Genomic DNA, 2101 nt, shown 5'->3' with positions numbered 1-2101 from the left:
TCCGGTAATTTATTCCTGTGAGTACAACATAATCTGAAGGCAGAGCCTCTTTGAGCACATCAGGTGGAAATATCCTCATTCCACCTATTGTCTTCGACTGCTTGTGAACATCGCCATCTACATAGGCTTTAATACAGCAATCCCCCAGTGAGGTCTGTCCAAGGAGCAACTGAGCATACTGTGAAAGCCCCCATACATAAACCGGTTTTCCCGATAAAGCAATCTCTTTTATAACTCCGTAAAGCCTGGATTTCTCACATTCTGAGAAATATCTTTTTAAAACCGACGCGAGTTTCGGTTCTGGTTTTATTTCTGCTTTTCTTTCCGATTTACGAAACAAACCATAGATACAGGGAACCGCAGCATCAGTACCTTCTTCAAGAATTTTATCTCCTGTTTCGACAGTTGAAAATCCCATGCTTTCCGCTGTCATTTTAAGATGTTCAAGATCGAAGTGGTTTACATGCTCAAGATAGAGTTCCGACAGGGGAAACCTGCTGAATTCTCCATACATCGATGCATCCGGTACTTCGATATAAACAAGACCTTTTTCATCAAGCCTGCTCCATGACTCCATTAGAACATCACGAGGAGAAAGCACATGCTCCATAACATGAGAATAGATCAGACAATCCGGTGTTATTCCTGGAAACGGCAGTTTTTCAGCTCGCCCCACATCGGAGATTATTCCGAGATTATTCCTGATATATTCCACACACTCCGGTAACGCGTCAACCGCATACAGGTTTGAAAAGCCTTTCGATTTCAGTGTAAGGAGAAGACCGCCTTTACCGCATCCTATGTCAAAAATATTCCTGTCTTTTCCATCAATGTGCCTGGAGATACAATCTGCCGTTCTTTCGTACCGCTTTATTTCACCCTCACTGCATCCTCCGGAACCTGCTGTGGCAGCACTGAAATAATAAGCATTTCCTCTGTAGTAATTCTCAAAAGCCTCTGTCCGGGATGGTGTATCATAGTAACAGAATCCGCATGACAAGCACGATACAAAAGAAAACGATCCCTCAAGCGGGCAATCATCAAATACCCTGAAACGCAGTCCGGTAAGAATCTCTGCACGTTCTCCGCTGCATGATGGACATTTCCGGATGGAAGTACAGGCGGTGCTTTCCATAATCAGTTGTTTTTTTTCTGCAACTCCTTGACCCGATCGGAATTCAATCTCATTTTGTCAAACTTTTTCCTGAATTCAAGGAGCTCATCTATTGTCATGTTATAAGGTTTGATAAATACCTGGTTATCCAGAGTGCTCAGGCTGCTCTCCCCGTCCCACATTCTGTCCGCATCAACCTCGTTGATAAAAAGATTATCTCTTCTTGCCTGTTCATAGATCCGGGTTCCGGAAAAAGGGATAAGTGTAAACACATTGTAAAGATCAAGCTGCAGACCCTGCATCATCTTATAGGTTTCATTTAGAGTCTCACGCGTGTCTTCAGGAAACCCCATGATAAAAACTCCGCGGGTTAAAAGATTATACTTTTTATAAATTTCTGCAAGCTCATAAATCTTGTTCCGCGGGAGATTCTTACCGATAATTTTATTGCGGATATAATCGGATCCATGCTCAATCGGCATAATCACATATACACATCCGGCGTTAGACATTGCCTCGACAATCTCTTCATCCATCGATGCGACATTATATCCATTGAAAGATTCAAACTGGATATTCATGCCTCTTCTGACAATCTCGTTGCAGATAGACATGATATGTTTTTTGTTAAGAGTCAGATTATCATCCACAAAACCGAAATAATTAAGACCGTAATCCCGGTAGAGTTTTTCCATCTCATCGACTACCCGTCCCGGACTGTGCATCCTCAGTCCCCGACCCATCATCGAATGAGCAGAGCAGAAATTGCAGTCAAACGGACAGCTCCTGCTTGTCAGAATCGGAACAGACATTTTAATGTCGAGTCCTCTGGGATTATACCAGTTTGAGTGATCCGTATAATAATCTTGGGGCATCCGACATTTTAATGGGTAGCCCCCATATATAGTGTTTAGAGTATTTTTACTGCATGGATGATAAAAAGCTCTTCACGAAGATATTAGGATTGAAGGCGCCTTGGTTTATTGC

At 42.6% G+C, this 2101-nt stretch carries 2 protein-coding genes; both read right to left on the bottom strand.

The genetic code is table 11. The features are described 5' to 3' along the window. On the bottom strand, window positions 1–1135 hold a 1135-nt coding region (locus GX089_10110), incomplete at its 3' end, for a methyltransferase domain-containing protein (GenBank protein ID NLP02837.1). Between the two features lie 2 nt (window positions 1136–1137). After that, window positions 1138–1926, bottom strand: coding sequence for a radical SAM protein (locus GX089_10105; protein ID NLP02836.1), 789 nt, complete (start codon window positions 1924–1926; stop codon window positions 1138–1140). Between the last annotated feature and the right edge of the window lie 175 nt (window positions 1927–2101).

Source organism: Fibrobacter sp., assembly GCA_012523595.1.
In the GTDB taxonomy this organism is placed as follows: domain Bacteria; phylum Fibrobacterota; class Chitinivibrionia; order Chitinivibrionales; family Chitinispirillaceae; genus JAAYIG01.
Note: the sequence above shows the minus strand (reverse complement) of the source record. Positions and strands in the feature narration are given on the sequence as shown.